Below are 24784 nucleotides of genomic sequence, written 5' to 3'. Positions count from 1 at the left end.
ACGATCTCTTAACTACTTATGTGTAATCAACCAGCAGTTATGAATGTGCTTATTGCGAGAGAAGTCCAATGGAAGTGTCTTCGCTGAGATATTCTGAGCCTTAAGACCTAACTCATCTAGAGCTTCCAAGTCCATTTTGAAGTGACGCTTGTTGTTAGAGAACACAATCGTGCCTTCTTCACGAAGAAGATGTTTAAGGTTTTCCATCAGCTGAATGTGATCACGTTGAACATCGAAAGATTGATCCATACGCTTTGAGTTAGAGAACGTAGGTGGATCGATAAAGATCAGATCATAAGAACCCTGCTCTTTAGCTAGCCATTGTAGACAGTCAGCTTGAACAAACTGATGTTGACGACCAACACGACCGTTAAGCTCCATGTTCTCTTTCGCCCACTCTAGGTAGGTATTAGACATATCAACAGTAGTTGTAGAACGAGCACCACCCACAGCAGCATGAACAGATGCACTTCCTGTATAAGCAAACAAGTTTAGGAAATCCTTACCTGCGGCCATCTCACCGATACGACGACGAGTGATCTTATGATCTAGGAACAACCCGGTATCTAGGTAATCATGAAGATTAACAATCAGCTTAACGCCATACTCGTTCACTTCTAAGTTCGATGAGTCTTGAGCCAATTTCTGGTATTGAGAACGGCCTTTCTGTTTCTGACGAACTTTAAGCACAACGTTGTTTGCTTCTACGCCTGTTACTTGAATAGAAGCACGGATGATATCGGTTAAGCGACGTTTTGCCTTCTCTTCCGGTACATCTTTAGGCGCTGCGTATTCTTGAATCACAAGGTGACCTGGGTATACATCAATCGCTACATTGTATTCTGGTAGGTCAGCGTCGTAGATACGGTAGCAATCTAATTGCTCTTTCTTAGCCCACTTGCCAATTTTACCGATGTTCTTTTTAAGACGGTTCGCGAAATCAGGTGCAATCAATTGTTCTTGCTCGCCTGATGGACGCTCTGACATCGGACGATCTGAAATTGAGTAGTTCTTTTGGTGACACGGTAACGCACCGTTGTTCAACTTGAACTGTTTATCTGCACGCATGCGTAAGCAGCTTAGTAGCTCGTCTGAGCTAGAGAAGATAGATGCGTTACAGCCACCAAATTCAGCTTTAAGCTGTGCACCGAATGCTGTGTAAAGTGCAATAAGACCCGGCTCGGTACCAAGACGTTCACCGTAAGGCGGGTTAGAAACAATCACACCATCAGTAAACTCTGTAGGACGCTTAAGCTTTGCAGCATCGCCTACTTCGAATTCAATCAACTCTTCAACACCAGCACGACGAGCATTGTCACGCGCTGTTTTGATCATGCGTTCGTCATTGTCATAGCCATAGAACTTACATTCTACTTTCTTAACGCCACGACGGCCTTGGACGTTCGCTTCTGCTTTAACTTCAGCCCAAAGCTCAGGCTCGAAATCTTCTAGTGATTCAAAACACCACTTCTGACGTTTAACACCTGGAGCCATGTTTGCAGCCATCATTGCAGCTTCAATCACTAACGTACCTGAACCACACATTGGATCTAGGAAAGGTTTCGTTGCATCCCAACCACTACGAAGAAGAATCGCGGCAGCAAGAGTTTCACGTAGTGGTGCTCGACCTGATTCAGGACGGTAACCACGTTGGTGAAGACCGCTACCTACCATATCAACACCAAGAATCGCTTTATCACGGTGTAAACGAACGTGGATACGAATGTCTGGGTTCTCTTTGCTAATAGAAGGACGAGGTAAAGACTTCTTCTCAAAGCAATCAACAACGGCATCTTTTACTTTCATCGCACCGTATTGGCTATTACGGATTTCGTTGTTCGTACCATTGAAGTCAACAACAAAACGCTTAGAGCTATGGAATTGATTTACCCAGTTAACCGCAGTGGTTGATAGGTACAAATCCATGTCGTCCATACAAGTGAATTCAGAAAGGACACGTACAAATCGAGAAGCCAAACGGCTCCACAAACAACAACGATAAATTTGCTCATTGGTCGCTTTGAATTTAACACCTGCTTGAACAGGTTTTGCGTTTGTAATCCCTAGTTGGGTTAGTTCTTCAACTAATAAATTCTCAAGGCCGTTTGAGGTAACCGCTAGATATTGATTCATAGTGTTCTTTTATTGATAAAAATGAGCTCGATTATACCTGAATTTGTTACTAGAGCATCACACTAAACTCGTCTTTTCATTGAATCTTTCTTCTAACTGGCTAGCAAACGCGCAGTGTTGAAGCGATCGCTTACCCACATCCCCTTAGAACATAAGACTTATCAAACCAACACGATTCAGGACCAAATACCGACCAAAGCGATAATGTGAATTTATATTCACCCTAAAATTGGTATATACCAATCGTGAATTTAGTGTGAAAGTTAGCTACAAAAGGACATAAACAGGGAATAAAGATGGGGAAATTACACTTCTGGAGATAAAAACAGGCAGAAATTAAGGTGAAAAAATAGTCGTAAGTTCACTATTTAAATGGTTAAGCAGTGATGTATTTATCAGGGTGAGGTTTTTTAGGCACAAAAAAATCGGCTAATGAGCCGATTTGGGGGAAGATTTGACAGGTTGGTGCGTTGCGATGTGTGTGAGAAATGATGGACTAGACTGAAGGCTAACCAACCATCGCAATGTGCGTTTGATGAAGAATAGCGTTCGCGTCTATCATTCTATCGTGCATGACCTTAATCGAGTCGCCAAAGCGTAACCCTTTTGAAGGTGTAAGCAGAAACTCTTCTAGGTCGACAAATGCACATAGGCTCGCACACTCTCCCACTTCTAATACAATGAAATACCCTAGGCTATGCTCGTTATTCATTTGTACAATATCCCCTTCTTGAGGATATTCATGGCCAGTACCTTGTGAGTCGAAGAACCAACTCTTAGGCTGTACAGGCTTATGGAAACGCTTTGCTGCCACACAATAGAGTGCTAATTCAGCTTGACGAGGCTCAGACAGTTCTAAGCCAGAAATTTGTTCTTTGAAGGTTTGGTATGAAGATGCGTCATCAACGGTGAATTCATTATCTCGAAACGCGCAGTCCACCAGCTTATTGCGGACCAGATTCGTTTTGAAAATCATATCCTCTCCGAGGTTTAGCATTAATGAACATTGCTGCTCATCGTAATACCAACTCCATGTATCGCTAGGTTTAAGCATCATTTCGTCTCACACTGTTGAACCATTCCATTAGGTAAAACGCAAAATTACCTTCAATTACAGTAATTTTACTGAGCAATAGGCAAAAAAAAAGAGGAAATGAATTCCTCTTTCTTGTCGCTTTTCTCTACAACTCAGTGAGTTACAGTGTCTCTTTTATTAAGACGATGCCAGATTGTCGCTTTTCAGAAATAAAAGCGTCTTGCCGTTTAAAGATTTTTAACGATGTCACCTACAAGGCCTGGACCTTTGTAAATAAAACCAGAGTAAACTTGTACAAGCTTAGCGCCTGCCATCATTTTCTCTTTTGCAGCAACATACGAATCAACACCACCTACTCCAATGATCGGCAGTTTGTCACCCAGCTCTTCGTGAAGTTTACGAACTACTTCAGTACTACGAGATTGAACAGGACGTCCACTTAGGCCACCCGCTTCATCACAATGTTTCATACCTTCAACGATTGAACGATCCAATGTTGTGTTTGTTGCGATCACACCATCGATCTTATTTTTGATCAATGATTCACAAATTTGGCGAATTTCGTCGTCGCTTAGATCCGGAGCAATCTTAAGAGCAAGAGGAACATATTTACCATGCTTCTCTTCCAGTTCAGATTGTTTCGTTTTAAGTTCAGACAATAGATCGTCTAGAGCTTCGCCGTATTGTAGAGAACGAAGTCCTGGAGTGTTTGGTGAAGAGATGTTCACAGCAATGTAACCAGCGTATTGATATACCTTCTCCATACAGATCAAGTAATCTTCAGCGCCCTTTTCAATTGGTGTGTCTTTATTCTTACCAATGTTAATGCCTAAGATGCCATCGTAGTTCGACTTCTTAACATTCTCAACAAGGTTGTCGACGCCTAGGTTGTTAAAACCCATGCGGTTGATGATACCTTCAGCTTCAACAAGACGGAATAAACGAGGTTTGTCGTTACCCGCTTGCGGACGTGGAGTCACTGTTCCTACTTCTACGAAACCAAAACCCATTGCGCCAAATGCATCAATACATTCGCCGTTTTTATCTAGACCGGCAGCAAGGCCAACTGGGTTTTTAAAAGTAAGACCCATGCACTCTACAGGTCGATGAGGTAATTGTTGGCGATACAAAAGATCAATAGGTGTGCCAGTGAAGCGTTTGAAATTTTGAATTGCAAGATCATGTGCCTTTTCGGCATCAAGTTGGAAAAAGCCAGTTCTGGCTAGACGGTAAAGCATTGTGCCTCCGATAGAAAAAAGCCCCGTGTAAACGGGGCGATATTATTTACTTATTTACTCAACTATTCAATCTATTACTGACTGTAAGGGTAAGATAATCGAGTTTGCTAACGAATGAGCTTCATTATTAAGCAAACGTTATCGTTTCTTCAAGTTATTAAGCCATTTCTAATCTCAACCTTAGTACAGCCATCAGGTCACTTAACAACAAACAACGTTTGCGTCGAAGTTTGTTCTTCAAAAGTCGTTAGGCCTATTGTTTCCACTTTACCGAAACGAAAAAGGCAGACCTTGTGGCCTGCCCTTATACTTTTTCGTCTTATCTAGTAACTAGTCTTTTGACATGCAGTTTAGATTCAACAGCATCAATTCACGCAATGCTACTGAGAACTTAGCAAACTCATGAACAGAACCTACTTTGAATTCGTTTAGGATGCTTTCCCAACGATGTAGAGAAACAGAGTTACTTTCCATCCAGTCATCAAGCGCTTTAATCACATCGATATCTGAAGCACAACCACAGTTAAGTACTTGACCAGTTAACTGGCGTTGCTGCCAATCCAGATCTTCTCTGAATGCTGCACGCGCCAGTGCTTGCCAGTTGTTGTCTATAGCTTGGCCATTGATTTGCTTCAAGAACCAGTGCAGTGACAAACGGTCGCCTAGGTTGAAGTAAAGCTTAGACGCTTGCTGTACTGTTTTACCCGTTTCACGAGCCACTGTAGATATATCCAGTGCTGAGTACAGGCTAGACAAACGAGCCACTGAATTAGCCAGCTCAGCGTTTACACCTTGGTCAATCCATACTTGAGCCATTGCTTGATGCTCTTCTACTTCTGAAGCCACTAGGTTTTCATCCAGCTTCTCAGTAATTGCGACGACATCACCTTGGTAAAGCTCAATCAATACATTCACTGACTGTTTACCGGTACGGTTTCTTAGCAACCAGCGTGCTAGACGACGAAGCGTACGACGTACATGGTAAAGCAATTCGTATTGAGCTTCAGAACTTGAGATGTTGTCCAGTTCACGGATGCTCTTCAATACCTTACCCAGGCCGTAGATTTCACGTGATGCCGCGTAAGCATTCGCAATATCAACAATGTTCGCGCCCGTCTCTTCTTGCAAGCGAGTCACGAAGTTACAGCCCATCTCGTTAACCATTTGGTTAGCAAGCGCAGTCGCAATGATCTCTGCACGAAGTGGATGGTTATCCATGTGCTGAGAGTAGTTACGGCGTAACTCTGTTGGGAAGTATTGCATCAGTTGTTGAGCATGGAACTCATCATTCGCAATGTCATCACTCACAAGATCTTCTTTTAGAACCATTTTACCGTAAGCGATCAATACTGATAGTTCTGGTCTTGTTAGTGCTTGGCCCTGCTTCTCACGTTCTAGCAGCGTTTCGTCATCTGGGATGTATTCCAAACCACGGTCTAAGTACCCGGCTTTTTCCATTGTGTGGATAAAGCGGATTTGCTCTTTCACTAAGCCTACACCTTGATGCTCAGTAACAGAGATAGACTCAGCTTGGCAGTAAGCGTCGTCTAGTACGATTTCACCTACTTCATCTTCCATAGATTCAAGAACTTGGTTACGTTGCTTAACGGTAAGATCACCATTAGACACCAAGCCATTCAAGAAGATCTTAATGTTAACTTCGTTATCCGAGCAATCTACACCACCAACGTTATCGACAAAGTCAGTATTAACTCGACCGCCCGTTAGAGCGTATTCAATACGACCCAATTGAGTCATACCCAAGTTACCGCCTTCACCAACAACCTTAGCTTTCAGGTCACGGCCATCGATACGTAGCACGTCATTTGCACGGTCACCCACATCGGTATGAGTCTCACTAGAAGACTTAACGTAAGTACCAATACCGCCGTTCCAAAGTAGATCAACTTTCATAGACAAGATCGCTTTGATCAAGTCGTTTGGTGCCATTGATGCTTTCTTGGTACCCAGCATTTTCTGAATTTCAGGTGTCAAAGAGATAGACTTCGCTCGGCGAGAGAAGATGCCACCACCTTGAGAAATCAGGTCTTTATTGTAATCTTCCCAACTTGAACGAGGCAGATTAAACAGACGGTCACGCTCTACCCAGCTTGATGCTGATTCTGGATTCGGGTCAATGAAGATGTGCATGTGGTTAAACGCAGCTTGCAAGCGAATGTGCTTAGATAGCAGCATACCGTTACCAAATACGTCACCCGCCATATCACCCACACCAATGGCAGTGAAGTCTGTGCTTTGACAGTTAATACCCATTTCGCGGAAGTGACGTTTAACCGATTCCCAGCCACCTTTCGCCGTGATACCCATGGCTTTGTGGTCGTAACCGTTAGAGCCACCCGATGCAAACGCATCACCTAGCCAGAAGTTGTACTCTTCAGCTACTGAGTTCGCTAGATCTGAGAATGTCGCGGTGCCTTTATCGGCTGCAACAACCAAGTATGGGTCATCTTCATCGTGACGAACAACGCTCTTAGGTGGGATAACCTCACCTTCAATGATGTTGTCTGAAACGTCTAGCAATGCACGGATGAAGCGCTTGTAACAACGTTGACCTTCAGCAAAGATCTCGTCTCGGCCAGACATCATGTGTTGACGCTTACAAACGAAACCACCTTTAGCACCAACCGGTACGATAACCGTGTTCTTAACTTGTTGCGCTTTAACTAGGCCTAGAATCTCAGTACGGAAGTCCTCTTGACGGTCTGACCAACGTAAACCACCGCGTGCTACTTTACCGCCACGTAAATGCACACCTTCAATGTCTGGTGCGTAAACGAAGATCTCAAACGCAGGAACCGGCGCAGGGATATCTGGAATCTCGCTTGGTCTCATTTTCAGAGCCAACCAAGGTTTAGACTGCTTATTCTCGTCTACTTGGTAGTAGTTAGTACGAAGCGTTGCAGTGATCATTTCCATGTAGCGACGAATGATACGATCATCATCCAAGCTTTCTACATGATCCAACTGTTCAGTGATCTTCTTAATAAGATCTTGTTGGCCTTTTACGCTGCCCTTCAGTTTCGGGTTAAAACGCTTGCCGAATAGGCTCACTAGCCCTTTCGCTAATTCTGGGTAATGAGACAATGTGTCTTCAATGTATTGTTGGCTGAATGGGAAACCAACTTGACGCATGTAACGAGCATAAGCACGTAAGATTGAGATTTCACGGCCAGAAAGACCAGCGCCAAGTACTAAGCGGTTGAAACCATCGCTGTCTAACTCACCCGCCCAGATTGCCGCAAAGGCTTGTTGGAAAAGATCGCGAGCTTCACGAAGATCAATGGTCTTATCGCTCTTGTGCAGCATAGAGAAATCAAGGATCCAATAGGTCACACCGTTGGTTTTACGCACTTCATATGGAGATTCACCGATAACGCGTAGGCCAAAGTTTTCAAGCATTGGCATAACATCAGAAAGGTGAATTGGCTCATCGCTGTGATAGAACAACTTCAAACGAACGGCTTTTGAATCTGCCGCTTCTTCTTGAGGACGGTAGAAAAGCATACCCAGTTTGTTGTCTTCACTTAGCGCTTCTAAACGTTCAATGTCGGCAACAGCAGAACCTGGCATCATGTCTTCTTTGTACGAACGTGGGAATGCACGCATGTACTCTTTCGACAATGGAAGACCTTTGCTTTCACCGAAGTTTGCAATGATAGATTCAGACAGACGGTCATCCCACGTAGACGATACTTCCATTAAATTTTGCTCAATTGTTTTCACGTCCACATCCATGTTGTTGTTATCAACACGAACAATATAGTGCGTTCTTGCTAGCGGGCTTTCAGAGAAGTACGTTGTAAATTCAACCTCTTCTTCACAACCAAAGTACTGTTTCAAGATGCGCTGTGTTTGGCGACGAAGCTCAGTGTTGTAACGATCTTTTGTTACGTAAACCATGCAGCTAAAGAAACGACCAAACGGGTCTTTGCGAACAAACAAACGCAGGAGATCGCGATCTTGCATTTGTACTACGCCCGTACCGACTTCTAGTAGCTCTTCTTCTCGAGCTTGCAGCAGTTCATCACGTGGGTAGTTTTCAAGAATGTTGTGCAGCGCTTTGTAAGAGTATGAACCTTCACGGTAACCACTCGCATCCAAAATACGTTCTACTTTCTCGCGAACAAGAGGAATCGTTTCAACGGTTTGGTTATAAACGGCAGATGTGTAAAGACCAGTAAAGCGGTGCTCACCAATGACCTTACCGTTCTTATCGAATTTCTTAATACCAATGTAATCGTTGTAAGCTGGGCGGTGAATGCGTGAAGCCGTGTTGCCCTTGGTTACGATAAGCACATAAGGCTTTTTCGCTTCAAGACGTGCCGAATCAGAAAACTCAGATAGCTTAACGTTACGTACACGATCTGAGTTCGCAAACAAACCAAGACCTTGCTCCTTGGTCGGTTGCAGTTCAGTGTCGCCGTTAACTGAAACTAGGTCATATTCCTTATAACCCATGAATGTAAAGTTGTGTTCACCTAACCAACGAAGAAACGCCAACGTTTCATCAAAACGTTGGCCATCTACAGGAATGCTCTCTTTCTGCTTTTCTACTTGATTGGTTACTTCTTCAAGTCGTTCTACCATCTTCAACCAATCGTTCACAACTAAGCTAGTATCGGTAAAGATATCCAGTAGCTCCGTTTTAAGAGCTGTCATTTCAGCTTTACTGCTAAGACGGTCAACCTCAATATGGAAAAGCGATTGGAATGCACCTTCGTTATTGCTTACACCGACAACACTGCCCTTATCTGAGCGAGAGATTTGTGTTGGGTTATGAAGCATAAGGTGAGAAGAAAGGTCTAGGCGAGTAAGTGCCATTTTTACGGAATCAACAAGGAATGGGCTGTCTGGAACGACTATCTCAACGATAGTATGAGTAGACTGCCAACCTTGACGACTTACCGTCGGGTTGAAAACGCGTACAGAGATTTCGTCGGCTTTCTTTTCATTGATGTGATGCCATAAGCTAACTACAGCACCGTATAAATCGGATTCGTTTCTCTGAGTCAGATCGTCGTGAGAAACGTTACTAAACAAGTGTTGAGCAAGTTGAGTTACGAGAGGTCGATGAGCAAGGTCAAGTTTGTCTTGAATCAGCTTGTAAACTTTTTCAAGTAAAACTGGAACCACAGTTTCACGTGCGGTCATAGTCACACTCCACAATTAGAATTATATTTTATTATTAGGGGGATCACTTAATCTGGTGTTTGAAACGTGCCGTTGAGCGCTTTTCTACTAACGAGTTAAGCAAAGGTAATGCATTCATTTATTGTAAAAGCATTATTGAGAAATAGTTAATTGTTTTGGAGGTGGTAAGAGGTGAAATGTTTGATTATGTGATTAAGATTCCTTTTAACTCACTAGGCATGCCAAGGTTTACAGAGCTTCTAACTTAATAAACTTATTTTTTTGGTCAGTTGTCAGCCTAAACTGCCCTCTAACCCCTATTTGTGTAAGAAATGGTCTGAATCGAGTTGCAGGTAACTGTAAGCGTAAACCTGTTGTTGTTATCACTTGAACTTTACTTGCCGTACCAGAATAGCTGGCCAAAAACTGCTGATATGAGATGTTAAGTTGGAAAATATAGCGATTCATACGATACCTGTATAAATATACAGTGCCAGTGTTTTTTGGCACTTTTAGATGTCTGACGGTGAAACTGAACTTGAAGTTGCTCTAGCTTATCGAAAATTCGATGAACCAGAAACAAAAAATCAGTGGCAGATATTCTCTACCACTGATGACCTTTCGTTATAGCAAACAGTTTATTAGTAAACCGCTTATTAGCAAACAGTTACCTGAATGCGCGCTGACTTAAGCCTCTAGTGCTTTCGTCACTTTCTCAAACAAGTCTTTTGCTAGGTTGTCCATGCTCTTCAATGTCTCAAGTTCCTGTTTGATAAGAGCTTGGCGTTCATCATCGTACTTACGGAACTTAAGTAGCGGGTCAATCAGACGTGAAGCCACTTGTGGGTTGCTGCTGTTTAGCTCACGTAAGATCTCGCCAGCAAATGCATAGCCTTGACCAGACTTGTCGTGGAATTGAACCGGGTTCATGTTTAAGAATGAACCGACCAAGTTACGGGTACGGTTCGGGTTCTTCAAACTGAACGCCTGGTGCGACATCGACGCTTTGATCACTTCAAGTGCGTTTGAACTTGGGTTTGTACCTTGCAATGCAAACCACTTATCCATAACAAGACCATCGTGTTTCCACTTGTCACTGTAATCCGCCATCAAGGTTTCACGACATGCAAGTTGTGCGCTGTTTGCCGCGCCCATTGCTGCCATCGTATCTGTCATGTTGTTTGCTTGCTGGTACATCGCAACAACCAAGTCATTACCCTGCTCTGTATGTGCTAAGTAACTTAGGCAAACTTTACGTAGAGTACGCTTACCAATCGAATCGTGATCGACCGTGTATTCTGTTAGTGCGTGGCTGTGATAAACCGCCGCTAACTCGTCTTCAAGTTCTGCAGCTAGTGTGACTTTCATTGAGTTAAGAACCGATGCGACCGCATCAATATCAACGCGCTCGTACCAACCCGATACTTCATTGTGGCTTGGTAGAGAAAGCATTTCTGCAATAAACGCAGGCTCTAGTGAATCACTCAGCAGTACGCCACGGAATGCATCAACAACAGAATCAGAAAGCTCAAACGCTTGACCCTGCTGAACTTTCTCCACGTTACTGCGGATGTACTTCGCTAATAGCATTTGACCCGCATCCCAACGAGAGAATTCATTGCGAGCATTCACCATCAAGAAGATCAGTTCTTCATCTGAGTAGTCATATTCCAATTTCACTGGCGCAGAAAATTCACGAAGTAATGATGGGATCGGTTGCTCAGAAACGTTTTCAAACACGAACGTTTGCTCTGCTTCTTTCACATCTAATACATTATGAACTGGCTTACCGTTACATTGTAACTCAACAACTTCACCCGCAGCTGTGTACAGCTCGATATCAAGAGGAATATGCAGAGCCTGCTTTTCCGTTTGCTCATGAGTTGGCGCTGTTACTTGGCGAGTTGTTAACGTGTACTGTTTCTTCTCTGCGTCGTACTTACTTTCAACAGACAGCGTCGGCGTACCAGACTGGCTGTACCATAAGCGGAACTGAGATAAGTCAACGCCCGACGCATCTTCCATTGCCGCGACGAAGTCTTCACATGTTGCAGCCGTACCATCGTGACGTTCGAAGTACAGCTTCATGCCTTTTTGGAAACCATCTTCGCCCAACAATGTGTGGATCATACGGATCACTTCACTGCCCTTTTCGTACACGGTCAAAGTATAGAAGTTATTCATTTCTATCACTTTTTCTGGACGAATTGGGTGAGACATCGGACTTGCGTCTTCAGCGAATTGTGGCCCGCGAATAATACGAACATTGTTGATTCGGTTTACTGCGCGAGAGCCAAGATCAGATGAGAACTCTTGATCGCGGAATACGGTTAAGCCTTCTTTCAAGCTCAGCTGGAACCAATCGCGACAAGTCACTCGGTTACCGGTCCAGTTATGGAAATATTCATGGCCGATTACTGCTTCAATACCTAGGTAATCTGTATCCGTTGCAGTTTGGTCGTTTGCTAGAACGAACTTCGAATTGAATACGTTCAAGCCTTTGTTTTCCATCGCACCCATGTTGAAGAAATCAACGGCTACGATCATGTAGATGTCTAAGTCGTATTCAAGATTGAAACGTTCTTCGTCCCACTTCATTGAGTTAATCAAAGAAACCATCGCGTGGCTCGCACGGTCTAGATTGCCTTTATCAACAAAGATTTCTAGGTCAACTTTACGACCCGATTGTGTAGTGTATGCGTCACGAAGTACATCAAAGTCACCCGCTACTAAAGCAAACAAGTACGCTGGTTTTGGATGTGGGTCTTGCCACTTCACCCAATGACGACCGTTTTCAGCTTCACCTTCATCTACACGGTTACCATTACTTAATAAGAATGGGTTCTCTGCTTTGTCTGCAATTACCGTTGTAGTGAATTTCGCCAACACATCTGGGCGATCCATGTAGTAAGTGATACGGCGGAAACCTTCAGCTTCACATTGAGTACAGAACGCGCCACCCGACTTGTACAAGCCTTCAAGTGCACTGTTCCCTTCAGGGTTAACTTCGGTAACGATGGTTAGAGTAAATTCTTTTGGAAGGTCATTCAGCGTAAGTTGAGTTTCAGACTGTTCATATTGAGTCCACTCTTTACCTTCTACCAAAACAGAAACCAACTTCAAGCCTTCACCATCAAGTACTAATGTCGTGCTGTCTTTCTCCTGCTTAACACTAGAAACAGCCGTAACAATGGATGCTGAGTCGTACAAATCGAAAGTAAGATCGATTTCAGAAATCGTGTGAGATGGTGATTGATAATCTTTACGATACTTGGCTTGAGGTGTATGTGCCATGACGGGTTCCTTTTGATCGTTATACGTAATTATTTTTTAACTGTATATATCTAAAGGTTGAGCGCCAATAAAACAAGGGGAATATTAAAAAAAGGAGGCATTGTAAGAAAATGCCTCCATGTTTTGCTATTTTATCAATCAAATCAGACAGGAACGCCTAAGAAATGAACTGTGCACAATATTATCAACGAGTACGCCGTTACTGCTAAAACTCACGATTATCGAATGCGATTGAGTACCGCAAACATATCTCCCTCTTCACCTTGCAGCGTTAACACATCGCTGTTCAGTGTATATCGAGTGCCGTGTTCACCGTTCTCATAAAGTAACACTAGTTGATCGCCTTCTGTGTAATACACCCCGCGACGAATGACTTCACCACCTTCTTCATCTGATACTCGGAACATGAATATAAAGTCCGGCTGAAGGACTAAATCCATTTTTTGAATGTTACTCGCACGTAGATCGCTTCCAGACAGTTGGGCACTTGACCAGATTCCCGCCAATGCATTTGGCAAGGCCTTAGTGAACATAACACCGTTAAGATTCAGCATGTTGTGATTACTGCTGTACGCGTAAACCTGAGGTTCTGAGGTATTCAAACCCAAAATAATCGTGTCTTCATTGGCGTTATACAAACCTTCCCAATGATCGACACTGTAGTCTTTCTTTTGGATATCGATAGTGAATGAGTAGTTTGAATCAAGAGTGAGCTTGATCGCTCTAAAGTTTTCAGTGCCTTGCTCAGGATCAGGATTCATCAAATACCAATCACCAAGCAGCAAAGGAAGGTCAAAATGAGATAGATTACTATCACTTTTTGATTGTTGGTTACTCGAAGCGACCTCGCTCCCAAAAGCCACAAAACTTAAACAAGATAAAAATAGTAGAATCCATTTCATAAGCGTCCCCTCGTTTTCTTTAAGCTTAGGCACGTAATGAATAGAAAGCGAAAAAATATGATCTAAGTCACTAAATTTTAAGTGCGAAGTAACTTAAATGTCATTATCACTCGAAAAATAATACTTAAGTTTAGTTATTTTTACAGTGTACTTCACAGCCGAAAATCAAATAACAGTGGTTCTGCAGCAAGTTAAAAAGCGAGGAAGCATGCCGTTAACATGACATTATTCGAGGCAAGAACACAGGTACAAAAAAAGCGAGCCTAAGCTCGCTTTTCAAATAGTACGTCTTTAAACAATCACCTTATAACAGATATTTTGTTTATTTCTTGATCATATCCAGCATGATAGCAACTGATTCATCAAGATAAGCATCCGGGGCTTCGTAGTCTTTTGGAATATCATCCAACGTTTTAAATGCCTCTAACTTAGCGGCTTTTTGACGTTGATTGATACGATCTAGACGAAGCGCATCCGCATCATCGCTCTCTTGCTGACGTACCTTTTCATTCAAAGAAAGGTCGTTATCGTCTTTATCTGCCTTATATTTTTCAATATCTTGCGCGATAAAGCCAAATTCCATGTCTGTCGCAATACGAGCTTGGTGTTGAGCTGTTAAAGCAGCAATTTGCTCATCGTTACGCTGTAACACTGAGTAGTTTGCTTTATCAATGCTGTCCCAAGGTAGAGCATTGTCTTCAACACTTTCACCAGTATCTGCCGGGTCTATTGGCGTTGGGTAAGCAATATCAGGTACTACACCTTTGTTTTGCGTACTGCCACCATTGATTCGGTAGAATTTCTGGATTGTGTATTGAACGTAGCCCAACTCTTTATCGAACAAATCATAGATATGATTCAAAGAACGATGTTGTTGTACCGTACCTTTACCGAAAGAGTTTTCACCTAGGATGATTGCACGACCGTAATCCTGCATCGCTGCTGCAAAGATCTCAGATGCCGAAGCACTGTAGCGATTCACCAATACCGTTAACGGGCCTTGGTAACTGATTTGACCATCAGTATCGCTGTTCACTTTGACACGACCGTAGCTATCACGAACCTGAACAACAGGTCCTTCTTTGATAAACAAACCAGAGAGTTCAGTTGCTTCAGTCAGTGCACCACCACCGTTGTTTCGGAGGTCAACAATAATACCTTCAACACCTTGCTCTTTAAGCTCGGTGATCAGTTTATCGGTATCTTTAGAAAGGCCAACGTAGAAACTTGGTACTTCTAATACACCAATTTTCTTGCCGTCTTTCTCGATCACTTCTGATTTAACAGCGCGGTCTTCTAAACGAATCTTATCGCGAACAATTGTGACAACGTGACTTTTTGCATCTTTACCATCTGGCAAGATCTGTAGCTTAACTTTGGTCCCTTTAGGGCCTTTAATAAGTTGTACTACATCGTCTAAACGCCACCCGATAACATCAACAATTTCTTCGCCATCTTGACCAACACCAACAATGCGGTCTCCATCACTCAATTGTTTGCTGTTTGACGCAGGGCCACCAGCAACTAAAGAGCGAATAACGGTGTAGTCGTCTGTCATCTGAAGCACAGCACCAATACCTTCTAGAGATAGGTTCATCTCAGATTGGAATTGTTCTGCATTTCTTGGAGAAAGGTAACTTGTGTGAGGATCAACTTCACGCGCAAATGCGTTCATGTAGATCTGGAAAGCATCTTCATTATGCGATTGCGTAATACGCTTCATCGCATTGTTGTAACGCTTTTCCAAAACTTCTTGAATCTCTGGCCACTCTTTACCAGTAAGTTTTAGATTCAACGCATCATATTTAACGCGTTTTCTCCAAAGCTCATTCACTTCAGCGATATCTTTTGGCCACTCAGCTTCACTACGATTGAGCTCAATACTTTCATCGGTATCAAACTTAATCTCTGTATCTAGCAAAGACAATGCATATTGAAAACGTTCAAAACGCTTCTGCATAGACAGATTATAAACATCGAATGCAATCTGGTTATTGCCCGATTTCAGCTGATCATCAATTTGTTTAGATGACGCAGAGAAAGAGTCAATATCAGCTTGAGTGAAGATATTACGATTATAATCCAGCATCTCTAAGTAACGATTAAAGATAGCTTGAGAGAAATCATCGTTGAGATTGAAGTGTTTATAGTGAGAACGAGTAAATCGAGAAGTAACACGTTTACTAGCAGTTTCGTGTTGGACCTCAGGAGCGAGTAGAGGTAAATCGTCCTGATCTAATTTGGCTTCAAGAGCCTGAGCTGAAGCTGCTAGCCAAAAGCTAGCAGCAATCAGTGTCAATTTTGAACGGCATTTCATGCGTAGGAGTATCTCCTTTAAGCGCGCAAGTGCTCCGCTTTAACAACCATTTGTAGGCCGTTTGCTAACTGAACACGCACATCTTCCTTATTGATTTCAACAATGGTCGCAGCCATGTTTCCTTTACCCATGTTCACATTTACTTCTTTGCCAGCGATGAATTCGTCAGCGTTCAAAGCGCGTGTTTCTACAGGCTTTTCTACTTTTGGTGCTTTAGGCGCTTGACGACGAGGCTGTTGAGCTTTCTTCGCCTTAGGTTTCGCTTTGCCTTCTTCACGAGCTTTTTGTGCTTGTTCTTTACGACGAGCCTGAACTTTCGCTTTGCTTTCAGCAAGTGTAGCTTTAGCGTGTTCAACGTGCTCTTCTTCTAGTGTGCCACACGCGTTGCCGTCTAGGTCAACACGTTCTGCGCCAGCTTTTACGCCGTGCAGGTAACGCCATGATGATGTGTACTGTCTTAACGCTGCACGAAGCTGAGTCTTACTTACTTTTTCGTCTTCATTTAGACGTTCAGCAAGATCTTGAAAAATACCAATTTTAAGTGGCTTCGCTTCACCTTCTAGAGTAAAGCATTTAGGGAAACATTCAGCAATATATGCGATAACTTCTTTGCTGTTTTTTAACTTTTCAGTGTTTTCCATGTGGGTTCCTGGTTTTTGCGGTTTTCCGCGAGCATTAAGAAAATATTTTTACGTATTATAGAGAGATGCTTGGGAAAAACCACAGTAAGAGAATAATTTATGCCTTGTTCGCGTGCGAATTAAGCAGCTTTTCCACTTCTGCCATGAAAAATGTCAATCCGTCCTCGTCAATTTGAGAAAAACGACCAACATTTGGGCTATCAATATCAAGAACGCCCGCGATTTTTCCGCCAATCGAGAACGGAATAACGATTTCTGAGTTACTTGCAGCGTCACAAGCGATGTGACCTTCGAACTCATGAACATCATGAATGCGCTGAACTGTATTCGTCGCAACCGCAGTTCCACACACACCACGCCCGACCGGAATTCGCACACAAGCAGGTTGACCTTGGAAAGGGCCCAGTACAAGTTCGTCTTTTTCCTTAGCTAAATCCTGCTTCATTAAATAGAAACCCGCCCAATTCAAGTCATCCAATTCCATGAATAATAATGAACTGATATTAGCAAGATTAGCAGTTAGATCGGTTTCTGATTCAATTAATGCAACGGCTTGTTTGGTTAAGCGTTGGTAATGTTCTATTTTCATATTAACTTCCAATTAAATTGAGACTTCCATTATCAAGAGAACGCAGTAGAATGCGGCCATCAAACTAAATAGGACTTATTCTCATTACAATGAACAATTCAGAAGACACTATTAGCCGTTCTTGGTTAATAACTCAAGTAAAAAAACACAAGTCCAAATTACTGTTTGCTAACATTATTGCCATATTTGCAACTCTCATTAGTGTCCCTATCCCGTTGCTCATGCCATTAATGGTTGATGAAGTATTACTCGATAAGCCCGCTTCAGGCTTAGAGATGATGAACCACCTACTTCCATCTTCATTACAAACACCGACTGGCTATATAGCACTAACTTTGTTGTTAGTGATTATCATGCGCTCCGTTAGCCAAGCGTTGAACATTCTGCAAGGGCGTCAGTTTACGCTTGTGTCCAAAACAATTACCTATCAAATGCGCAGCAAGATGATAGATAAGCTTGGCCGCATCAGTATTCGACAATACGAAACCAAAGGCAGTGGCGGTATTAACGCCCACCTAATAACAGACATAGAGACAATAGATAAGTTCATTGGCTCGACTCTTTCTAAATTTATCATCAGCTTCCTGACCGTGTTCGGGACAGCGATCGTGCTGTTGTGGTTAGAGTGGCGTTTAGGATTGTTCATTTTATTGGTCAATCCTGTTGTAATTTATTTCTCCCGTAAACTAGGCAGCAGGGTCAAACACCTTAAGAAATACGAAAACCAATCTTTCGAGCGCTTTCAAAACCGTTTGGTGGAAACCTTAGACGGCATTTACCAACTGCGTGCGGCGAATAAAGAACGTATCTTTCTCGATGAACTTAAGGTTCAAGCAAACCAAGTAAGAATCGATGCAGACAAATACGCTTGGCAATCTGAAGCTGCTGGCCGTGTTTCGTTTCTGCTGTTCTTACTAGGTTTCGAGCTTTTCCGTGCCGTCGCTATGCTAATGGTGTTATTCAGTGACTTAACCATTGGTCAGATTTTCGCGGTATTTGGCTACTTGTGGTTCATGTTAGGCCCGGTCCAAGAGCTACTAGGGATTCAATTCTCTTGGTATAGCGCGAAAGCGGCACTACAACGCATCAACGATCTTCTTCAGTTAGAAGAAGAGAAGCGCCCTATCAGTAAAGTGAACCCATTTACTGAAGATCAAGAAGTGACAGTTGACATCGAAGACGTTACATTCTCTTACACATTAGAAAACACTGTTTTAAATAGGCTATCGCTGCACATCCCTGCAGGTAAAAAAGTCGCTTTGGTCGGTGCGAGTGGAGGGGGTAAATCCACGCTAATCCAGTTGCTGATTGGGGTTTACCAAGCAGACTCAGGTTGCATTCGCTATAACGGTGAAACAACCGATGACATCAGCTTTGATGTAATACGCAATCAAATTGCCGTTGTTTTACAACAACCTATACTCTTTAACGACACATTAAGGCATAATCTGACCCTTGGTGCTGAATACGACGAAATGTCGTTGTGGCGTGCGCTTGAAGTCGCTCAAATGCAAGATGTCATCAAGCAACTGAGCAATGGCTTAGATACACAAATTGGTAGGAATGGCGTTCGACTGTCTGGTGGTCAACGACAACGCTTAGCAATAGCTCGTATGGTGCTGAGCAATCCTAAGTTTGTTATTCTTGATGAAGCGACATCTGCACTCGATACAGCAACAGAGTCAGCACTGCATAAAGCGTTGAGCGAGTTTTTGAAAGATCGCACAACTTTGATAGTGGCTCATCGATTATCAGCGGTGAAACAAGCCGATCTAATCTATGTTTTAGAAGATGGACAAGTCACACAGACGGGAACACATGGTGAATTGGTTGAACAACAAGGACTCTATCAAACACTCTACGGCAGTGTGCAATCGCACGCCTGATGTTTGTGGCTCTGAGTCTTTAAGTCGGGTTGCTAACCTAACTTACGTTTCAACTTGGGAGGTCGCGTGACCTCCCCATCCGTAACCAACCCTTTATCAACAAAACACCAATGCGACAGCAGCTCAGTGCGTCTTTGCCAGGGCTGCGAACTTCCCGTAGATAAAATGGACATCCCTTTAGGGAAATCAGCTTACTGCCCAAGATGCGGAACTCAGCTTTATAGAGGCGGTACCCCTAGCCTCTCTGGAAACCTAGCAATCGCAATTACCTGCTTATTGCTGTTTATCCCATCGCACTTTTTTGAATTCATCAGTATTCGCCTGATTGGCGTCATGATACCCGCGACGTTACCATCGGGTGTTTTTACCTTAATGGGCGAAGGCTTTCCTCTACTTGGTTTGCTGATCCTGTTCTGCAGTTCGATCGCTCCGTTGCTCGTGTGCACCTCGGTACTCATCACTCATGCATCACTGCGTCTTAAGATCTTCACACCCTTTCGTTATGCATTAGCCATTATTCAGACTCTCAAACATTGGATGATGTTGGATGTGTTTCTGGTAAGTTTGGCGGTCTCATGTTTCAAACTGCAAGATTACTCTGACATTTTCGTCGGCCCTGGTTTGATTGGCCTGATTCTTCTGCAGCTTTTCAGCGTATTACTAGTAAGCCGTATCAGTGTACGTCGCTACTGGGAAGCTTGGGCAAAAGAATCCGAATACTCTTTTGCTGAGAGTAAGAACGTACACTGTCACAACTGTCACCTATCTCAGCCTGACGGTCATACTTGTGTGCGTTGTCACCATGACTTATACCACCGCAAGCCCTACTCTATACAGAAAACTTGGGCTCTGCTATTTGCCGCATCCGTGGCTATCGTGCCAGCCAATGTCATTCCTATTTCTATTCTTATTACCAACGGTCAAAGGCTAGAAGACACCATCATTTCCGGTGTCGCTTCGCTGATTAATAGCGATATGTATGGCATCGCTGCGATCATTTTCATTGCCAGTATCGTCGTGCCAGTCGCGAAAATACTGGGCCTCGCGTACATCTTAATCTGTATCAAGATGAAGCGCGCCGTTTGCCACAGACAACGCATGACCATCTATTTCATTGTGAAATGGGTGGGGAAATGGTCGGTGATGGACCTGTTCGTTATTTCGATCATGATGACCTTGGTCGACCGTGGACAGATTTTAAACTTTACACCAGGTTATGGTGCAGTCGCTTTTGGCGTCGTAGTTGTTCTCACGATGCTAGCAGCGGAAAGCTTAGATCCTAGGCTAATTTGGGATAACTACACCTCTAAAGATGAGTCAGTGAATGAACAACGATAACCAATCACAAACGTCATATTCACCAGAAGTAAGGAAAAACAAAGGCATCTCCCCTTTGTGGATTCTGCCGATATTAACCGTCGCCTTAGCCGGTTGGTTGGTCATGAAATCGATACACGATGCTGGGCAACGTGTGCAAATATACTTCTCAGATGCCGCAGGTTTAGTCGCAGGTCGAACAACGATTCGTTACCAAGGCTTAGAAGTGGGTATGGTGCGCGACATCACTTTATCCAAAGATCTATCGAGTATCTATGTCGATGCAGACATCTACCCTGAAGCGAAGAAGCTACTCTCAAAAGGCACTCGTTTCTGGCTTGTAAAACCGACAGCAAGTTTGTCGGGTATCTCAGGATTAGACGCACTTGTTTCAGGTAACTATATTGCTATCCACCCGAGCGAAACCAAACAAGACCCAGAAACCGTTTTCCAAGCGTTAGAATCCTCCCCTTCTGACTTACTGGCTTCTGAAGGTTTGAACATTTCACTGACGACCAAAGATCTGGGCGGCGTGTCTGTTGGCTCTCAAATCGTTTACCGTAAAATCCCAATTGGTGAGGTTTACAACTACCAGTTAAACGACAACGCGAAATCCGTTACGATTCAAGCGTCGATTAAAGATGAATACAGCCATATCATTACCGACCAAAGCCGTTTTTGGAATGTCAGTGGCTTAGGTGCCAGTATTGGCTTTTCTGGTGTTGATGTTCGCTTAGAGAGCCTAAGTGCATTGCTTGGCGGTTCAATTGCGGTCGACTCTCCAGGAGAAGGCCAACCGGTTGAGATGAATACTAAGTTCAAACTCTACCCAGATCTGAAAACAGCGGGTCGAGGTATCTCTATCAAGATTGCCGTTCCCGATGATAATAAAATCAGTGCAACGGGTGCTCCGATCATGTATCGCGGCATTGAAATCGGTCAAATCACTGATTTATCGCTAAGTGAAGGGCGTGAAAACGTCGTTGCATCTGCCGCTATCCAACCGGCATTCAGTGACTTTTTAAACAGCGGCAGTAAATTCGTTCTAGAAGAGGCTGAACTGTCGCTTACTGGCATGAAAAACATTGCCAATTTAGTGACAGGTAACTTTTTAACCTTGGTACCGGGTGAAGGTGAAAAGGCGCGTCGATTTACTGCAATCCGCAAAAATGAATTCAGTCAGGAACAAGAGAAATCCGTTGCGATTCGCTTAACGTCGAACAATTCGTTCGGGTTAGATGTCGGTACACAACTTCTCTACAAAGGCATTGCCGTTGGCTCTATCATCCATGTGGGATTAGTTGATGGTGTTGGTACGGGCTCTGATAAACACGAAGTCTTCATGGATGCACTTATCGATAATGAGTACGCGCACCTTATCAAAAGCCACAACCGTTTCTTTGTGACAGGTAGTGCGACTGCAGAGCTAACCGAATCAGGCTTGAGTGTTACGGTCCCACCAGCAAAACAGCTTCTTACCGGCTCGATTAGCTTTGTGAGTGAAGGTAAATCTGAAGCTCGAGCGGACTACCAACTTTTCCAAAGTAAGTCGTTAGCAGAAATTGCTAAGTTTAATCAGTCTGGTTCAAAGACACTTTCTTTGTTTGCCAGTGAGTTACCTTCAATTTCTAAAGGCAGTCCACTCCTCTACCGCAACCTACAAGTGGGTAGTATTTCTGATTTTCAGCTTGCCGACGGTGGCGTAAGAATCAAAGTCACAATCGAAAATCGTTACACGCACTTACTCAACAAGCACACTGTTTTCTGGAACCGATCAGGCGTTGAGGTTGATGCGTCGCTATCGGGTATCAGCATTAAAGCGGCACCAGTTAAAACCCTTATCCAAGGCGGTATTGCTTTTGACTCTCTGCCGGGAATCGACAACAAACTTGGTGACGTGTGGAAGCTTTACAAAGATTCAAAATCTGCTCGAAAATTTGGCCGCGCGATTACTATCACCTCTTCTGGCGATCAAGAAGTCAACAAGGGCATGGCGATCAAATATCAAGGTGTCACTGTTGGTGAGGTTACTTTGGTGATTCCGAACTTCAACAAGGGCGGCATTGAAATTACTGCGCGTATTTTACCTGAGTACGTCGACAAGATTGCCGTGACGAACAGTCACTTCTGGTTGGCAGAACCTGAGATTGGCCTTAATGGCATCAAAAACGTCTCTGCGCTGCTCTCTAAACACATCAACGTAGACCCGGGCAAAGGTGAAAGAAACACGAAATTTGAGCTTAGCAAAGGACCTGTGCAGCCTGAAGGCAAGATATTCCAACTGCAAAGCGAAACGCGCGGCTCAGTATCTGAAGGTACACCTATCCTATTCCGTGAACTAGAAATTGGCAGTGTTATAGATGTTCAGCTGGGCGAGTTTGCTGATCGCATCATATCTACGATTCAAATAGAACCTGACTACGCGTATCTAATCCGCGCAAACACCGTGTTCTGGAACGTGTCGGGCGTCGATGTCTCTATCGGCCTGTCAGGCGCAAACATCAAAGCCGGAACGGTAGACAGCTTGTTAAGAGGTGGTATTACATTCTCAACGCCACCGACAAATGAACTTCAACCAGTAGCAAGCGAAGATCAGTCTTTCTACCTCTATCCTCAAGCCGAAGATGAGTGGAAATCATGGAGAACCGCAATTCCTCGTCCATAGAGTGAACTCTCTGACGTTTCTGGAAGATTAATTCTTCATCAAAATGCAGCCATTAGGCTGCATTTTTGTTGTTTGCTGCAAATATGGTTTAGGACGGCCTCATTTTGCTTTAAACTCCCCGCATTAATGCAATAAATCGAGATACTCTTTTGCACGCTAACGTATATATTCCTGAAGAATTCCTAACGCACATCGAAGCAATCATGCCTAGTCATCTAGATATGGCTTCTTTTGTTGCGTCATGCCAAAAACCACTTCGTAAAAGTATTCGAATCAACACATTGAAAATCAGTGTTGAAGACTTCCTAGTACGAGCAAAAGAGAAAGGCTGGGAACTGGAACCTGTACCTTGGTGTGAAACGGGCTTTTGGATTACAGCGGACGAAAGTGAAGCGCCACTAGGTAATACGGCAGAACACATGTCTGGTCTTTTCTACATCCAAGAAGCCAGCTCGATGATGCCACCCTCGGCACTTTTCCAAGGCGAAGCTGATTACCAAGCGGTGCTAGACACTGCGGCTGCACCCGGCTCTAAAACAACGCAAATCGCTGCGCTAATGAATAATCGCGGTGTATTGGTTGCCAATGAGTATGCAGCAAGCCGTGTGAAAGTCCTTCACGCTAACATCGAACGTTGTGGCGTTCGTAATGCCGCTCTAAGTAACTTTGACGGTCGAGTTTTTGGTGGTTGGTTACCAGAACAGTTTGATGCTGTGTTGCTAGACGCACCCTGCTCTGGCGAAGGCACCATTCGTAAAGATGCCGATGCGATGAAGAACTGGACGTATCAATCAGTGGTCGACATTGCCGACACGCAAAAAGATCTGATTGAAAGTGCATTCCATGCTCTTAAACCTAATGGTGTTTTGGTTTACTCAACGTGTACGCTTAGCACCGAAGAGAACCAACAAGTGTGTCATCACCTAAAAGAAACCTTTGGTGATGCGGTTGAATTCGAATCTCTGGAATCACTATTCGACAACGCAACAGCAACCACGACAGAAGAAGGCTTTCTTCACATCTTCCCACAGGTCTATGACTCTGAAGGTTTCTTTGTTGCGCGTATCCGTAAACTAGCGTCTGTTACTCCACCAGAAGTTAAAAAACGTATGGGTAAATTCCCATTTGAAAAAGCATCAAAGAAAACTCAGCAAGAAGTCGCTGAACAACTAATGAGTACTCTCGATATCGAATTGCCAAGCGATACTCAGGTTTGGATTCGCGACAAAGACGTTTGGCTATTCCCAGAAGCGCTAGAGCCGATGATCGGTGAGTTCCGTTTTTCTCGCATGGGAATCAAGATCGCTGAAACCCATAAAAAAGGTTACCGCTGGCAGCACCAAGTAGCGACAACGCTCGCAACAGGTAATGAAGCTAATGTTGTAGAGCTTAGTATTGAAGATGCTCGTGAATGGTTCATGGGCCGCGATGTTCGCCCTGAAAACTTGTCAGGAAAAGGTGAAGTGCTAGTGAAGTACAATGGTGCAATCATCGGCCTTGGTAAGTGGGTTGGCAACCGAGTGAAGAACGGTTTACCACGCGAACTCGTGCGCGATAAGAACCTTTTCTAAAAGCGTTCGCACTGAATACACCTTAATAATCGAGTAGGAGGAGG

The 24784-nt window shown here is 43.6% G+C and carries 14 protein-coding genes; 4 read left to right on the top strand and 10 right to left on the bottom strand.

Annotation, left to right across the window (positions count from 1 at the left end; genetic code table 11):
* Nucleotides 1-12: 12 nt before the first annotated feature.
* The 10 genes from rlmKL to AB4371_RS09900 form a co-directional block, all read right to left on the bottom strand.
* Nucleotides 13-2133 (bottom strand): bifunctional 23S rRNA (guanine(2069)-N(7))-methyltransferase RlmK/23S rRNA (guanine(2445)-N(2))-methyltransferase RlmL, encoded by a 2121-nt coding sequence (gene rlmKL, locus AB4371_RS09945; RefSeq protein ID WP_372149565.1) that lies wholly within the window; start codon nt 2131-2133, stop codon nt 13-15.
* Between the two features lie 508 nt (nt 2134-2641).
* Complete coding sequence (locus AB4371_RS09940; RefSeq protein WP_050642973.1) at nt 2642-3190, bottom strand: cell division protein ZapC; 549 nt, start codon at nt 3188-3190, stop codon at nt 2642-2644.
* 206 nt (nt 3191-3396) lie between these two features.
* Nucleotides 3397-4407, bottom strand: a complete 1011-nt coding sequence (gene pyrD / locus AB4371_RS09935; RefSeq protein WP_017063847.1) for a quinone-dependent dihydroorotate dehydrogenase — start codon at nt 4405-4407, stop codon at nt 3397-3399.
* Nucleotides 4408-4737: 330 nt separating this feature from the next.
* Nucleotides 4738-9579, bottom strand: a complete 4842-nt coding sequence (locus AB4371_RS09930) for an NAD-glutamate dehydrogenase (protein WP_372149564.1) — start codon at nt 9577-9579, stop codon at nt 4738-4740.
* 228 nt (nt 9580-9807) lie between these two features.
* Nucleotides 9808-10026 carry a DUF2835 domain-containing protein gene (locus AB4371_RS09925; protein ID WP_081325156.1) on the bottom strand — a complete coding sequence of 73 codons (219 nt, stop codon included), beginning with the start codon at nt 10024-10026 and terminating at the stop codon, nt 9808-9810.
* Between the two features lie 219 nt (nt 10027-10245).
* A complete protein-coding gene (gene pepN / locus AB4371_RS09920; RefSeq protein WP_372149563.1) occupies nt 10246-12852 on the bottom strand; it encodes an aminopeptidase N in 2607 nt (868 codons plus the stop codon).
* 218 nt (nt 12853-13070) lie between these two features.
* Nucleotides 13071-13754: a hypothetical protein gene (locus tag AB4371_RS09915; RefSeq protein WP_017068918.1), complete on the bottom strand. Its 684-nt coding sequence runs from the start codon at nt 13752-13754 to the stop codon at nt 13071-13073.
* Nucleotides 13755-14076: 322 nt separating this feature from the next.
* A complete protein-coding gene (prc, locus tag AB4371_RS09910) occupies nt 14077-16071 on the bottom strand; it encodes a carboxy terminal-processing peptidase (protein ID WP_017071900.1) in 1995 nt (664 codons plus the stop codon).
* A gap of 17 nt (nt 16072-16088) precedes the next feature.
* Nucleotides 16089-16712, bottom strand: a complete 624-nt coding sequence (gene proQ / locus AB4371_RS09905) for an RNA chaperone ProQ (protein ID WP_017057223.1) — start codon at nt 16710-16712, stop codon at nt 16089-16091.
* Between the two features lie 97 nt (nt 16713-16809).
* Complete coding sequence (locus AB4371_RS09900; RefSeq protein WP_017059689.1) at nt 16810-17301, bottom strand: GAF domain-containing protein; 492 nt, start codon at nt 17299-17301, stop codon at nt 16810-16812.
* 89 nt (nt 17302-17390) lie between these two features.
* Here AB4371_RS09900 and AB4371_RS09895 point away from each other — a divergent pair, with 89 nt between their 5' ends.
* The 4 genes from AB4371_RS09895 to rsmF all read left to right on the top strand — a co-directional run bounded on the left by AB4371_RS09895 (nt 17391) and on the right by rsmF (nt 24740).
* Nucleotides 17391-19187 carry an ABC transporter ATP-binding protein gene (locus AB4371_RS09895; protein WP_017059690.1) on the top strand — a complete coding sequence of 599 codons (1797 nt, stop codon included), beginning with the start codon at nt 17391-17393 and terminating at the stop codon, nt 19185-19187.
* 54 nt (nt 19188-19241) lie between these two features.
* Nucleotides 19242-20525, top strand: a complete 1284-nt coding sequence (locus AB4371_RS09890) for a PqiA/YebS family transporter subunit (RefSeq protein ID WP_372149561.1) — start codon at nt 19242-19244, stop codon at nt 20523-20525.
* A complete protein-coding gene (locus tag AB4371_RS09885; protein WP_229647992.1) occupies nt 20512-23169 on the top strand; it encodes an MlaD family protein in 2658 nt (885 codons plus the stop codon). Before AB4371_RS09890 ends, AB4371_RS09885 begins: the two co-directional genes overlap by 14 nt.
* A gap of 149 nt (nt 23170-23318) precedes the next feature.
* Nucleotides 23319-24740: a 16S rRNA (cytosine(1407)-C(5))-methyltransferase RsmF gene (rsmF, locus tag AB4371_RS09880; protein WP_372149560.1), complete on the top strand. Its 1422-nt coding sequence runs from the start codon at nt 23319-23321 to the stop codon at nt 24738-24740.
* Nucleotides 24741-24784: the final 44 nt, after the last annotated feature.

This window comes from Vibrio sp. 10N.261.51.A3, from assembly GCF_041471965.1.
Lineage (GTDB): Bacteria > Pseudomonadota > Gammaproteobacteria > Enterobacterales > Vibrionaceae > Vibrio > Vibrio crassostreae_C.
This window is presented reverse-complemented; position numbering and strand designations above follow the sequence as displayed.

Bases quoted from the DNA above. Each gene is read 5' to 3' on its own strand.
- rlmKL (WP_372149565.1), bottom strand. From the start codon at position 2,133: ATGAATCAATATCTAGCGGTTACCTCAAACGGCCTTGAGAATTTATTA.
- AB4371_RS09940 (WP_050642973.1), bottom strand. From the start codon at position 3,190: ATGATGCTTAAACCTAGCGATACATGGAGTTGGTATTACGATGAGCAG.
- pyrD (WP_017063847.1), bottom strand. From the start codon at position 4,407: ATGCTTTACCGTCTAGCCAGAACTGGCTTTTTCCAACTTGATGCCGAA.
- AB4371_RS09930 (WP_372149564.1), bottom strand. From the start codon at position 9,579: ATGACCGCACGTGAAACTGTGGTTCCAGTTTTACTTGAAAAAGTTTAC.
- AB4371_RS09925 (WP_081325156.1), bottom strand. From the start codon at position 10,026: ATGAATCGCTATATTTTCCAACTTAACATCTCATATCAGCAGTTTTTG.
- pepN (WP_372149563.1), bottom strand. From the start codon at position 12,852: ATGGCACATACACCTCAAGCCAAGTATCGTAAAGATTATCAATCACCA.
- AB4371_RS09915 (WP_017068918.1), bottom strand. From the start codon at position 13,754: ATGAAATGGATTCTACTATTTTTATCTTGTTTAAGTTTTGTGGCTTTT.
- prc (WP_017071900.1), bottom strand. From the start codon at position 16,071: ATGAAATGCCGTTCAAAATTGACACTGATTGCTGCTAGCTTTTGGCTA.
- proQ (WP_017057223.1), bottom strand. From the start codon at position 16,712: ATGGAAAACACTGAAAAGTTAAAAAACAGCAAAGAAGTTATCGCATAT.
- AB4371_RS09900 (WP_017059689.1), bottom strand. From the start codon at position 17,301: ATGAAAATAGAACATTACCAACGCTTAACCAAACAAGCCGTTGCATTA.
- AB4371_RS09895 (WP_017059690.1), top strand. From the start codon at position 17,391: ATGAACAATTCAGAAGACACTATTAGCCGTTCTTGGTTAATAACTCAA.
- AB4371_RS09885 (WP_229647992.1), top strand. From the start codon at position 20,512: ATGAACAACGATAACCAATCACAAACGTCATATTCACCAGAAGTAAGG.